General features: G+C 63.2%; 2 protein-coding genes. One reads left to right on the forward strand and one right to left on the reverse strand.

Going from position 1 to position 1,603, the window contains the following annotated elements; translation table 11 throughout:
- Positions 1-753: PLP-dependent transferase (locus EN991_RS35440; RefSeq protein WP_127370467.1), on the reverse strand; the 753-nt coding region annotated here is incomplete at its 3' end.
- 410 nt (positions 754-1,163) lie between these two features.
- Between EN991_RS35440 and mraZ the strand changes: the two genes are divergently transcribed.
- Positions 1,164-1,603 (forward strand): division/cell wall cluster transcriptional repressor MraZ (gene mraZ, locus EN991_RS35445; RefSeq protein WP_127370468.1); only part of this gene is annotated, 440 nt, incomplete at its 3' end.

A 1,603-nucleotide genomic window follows, 5' to 3' on the forward strand; every position in this document is an offset into this window, starting at 1 on the left:
ATCGAAGCGCACATCCAGTGTCTCCAGGCCGCGGTGCACCAGCCAGGCTTCGAACGGACCGGGAATGCTGCCGGAAACTTCGCGCCAGCCGGTCACGGCGGCGATGATATCGGCATTGCGACTGGCGACATGGCCGAACAGCACGTCGGCATGGCCATTGGGTGCCTTGGTGTCGGCGGCAACGACGATATCGGCGCCGTGGTCGAGCGGTCGTTGGCCGAAAGGGGTCATGGTCGTGTTGTCGACCACAAGGATCGCGCCGGCTTTGTGGACAGCATCGGCAACGGCGGCGATATCGCAGATATCCAGCCCCGGATTGGCAGGGGTTTCGACAAATGCCAGCCGATAGCCATCGAAGCCGCCATCGAGGAAGGTCGAAGTCGGCCTGACATCATAGGTGATGCCGAGCGGCTTGAGGAAGCGCTCGGCCAGCGCTCGTGTCGTGTGATAGCCGTCCGATGGCAGCAGGATACGGTCGCCGGCCTTGAGCACGGCAAAAAACGCCGCCGAGATTGCCGCCATTCCGGAAGGGAACGCGACGCAGGGCGCGTCCTCCAGATGGGCCAGCATATGCTCGACCGCGTCCCAGGTCGGGTTGCTGAATCGCCCGTACTGGTTGAAGCCGGTGGCGTCGCCGGGCGCATGAAAGATGGCGGCCATGGTCAGCGGCAGGGGAATGGAATCGCCCATGGCAAGCGCGCTGCGTCGCAGGTGAGGAAGCGCTGCAGCGCGTGACTTTGCTGTTTCAGACATCAAATTTCAGACCCTGTTGGTGACCGGCTGGATGTGGCGAGACGCTATGCCCGGCAGCGGCTCGCGGCAAGGCGCGTCCAGTTGGGCCAGGCGGCTCTAAACGCTTCGTTAGGCTTAATAGACCATAAAGACGAGACGTGTCGTCACGGCTGCTCTCATTGGTCGCGGCGCGCGCGTTTGTGAAGCCTATTCCCGTTGACGCCCATAGTGCCCCATGATATCCCATCCAGACATCAAAGCCTTCGTTCCGTGTCAGGGTAAAGCGTACGCCAATCGGGCAGCCGCGACGGCTGCGCGTTTGCCGGTTTTTGCCTGTGCGGACGAGGCTGATACGGGGCAGGGAACGCGCTGCGGCGGCGCGTGCGACAAGATGCAGAGGGGTGCGGCGGCGCAAGCGGCTGTAGCGTTTAATGGACCGGTTTCTGTCAAACACGGTGAGCAGGATCGATGCGAAGGGGCGGGTGTCCGTTCCCGCGCATTTCCGTGCCGTCGTGCAGAAGCGCGGCTATTCGGAACTCTATGCGCTGCGCTGCCTGGACCTGCCGGCGATGGATGTCGGCGGGCTCGACCTGCTCGACCGCTACGAGCAGCGCATAGCGCTCGAGGATCCCTTCCTGCAGACGGCGGACGATATGTCGTTCTTCTGCCATGGCGACGGAACCTTCTTGAAACTCGACCAGGACGGCCGCATCACGATGAGCGATTTCCTTCGCGAACACACCGGCATCTCGGCGGAAGTGGCCTTTGTCGGGCGCGGCAATTTCTTTCAGATCTGGGAGCCGGGACGGCTTGCCGCCTATGGGGCGCAGGCGCGGGCACGGCTTTTGCAGCTTCGGCAGGGGACGAAGCC

This window comes from Mesorhizobium sp. M7A.F.Ca.US.005.03.2.1 (assembly GCF_003997795.1).
GTDB lineage: Bacteria > Pseudomonadota > Alphaproteobacteria > Rhizobiales > Rhizobiaceae > Mesorhizobium > Mesorhizobium ciceri.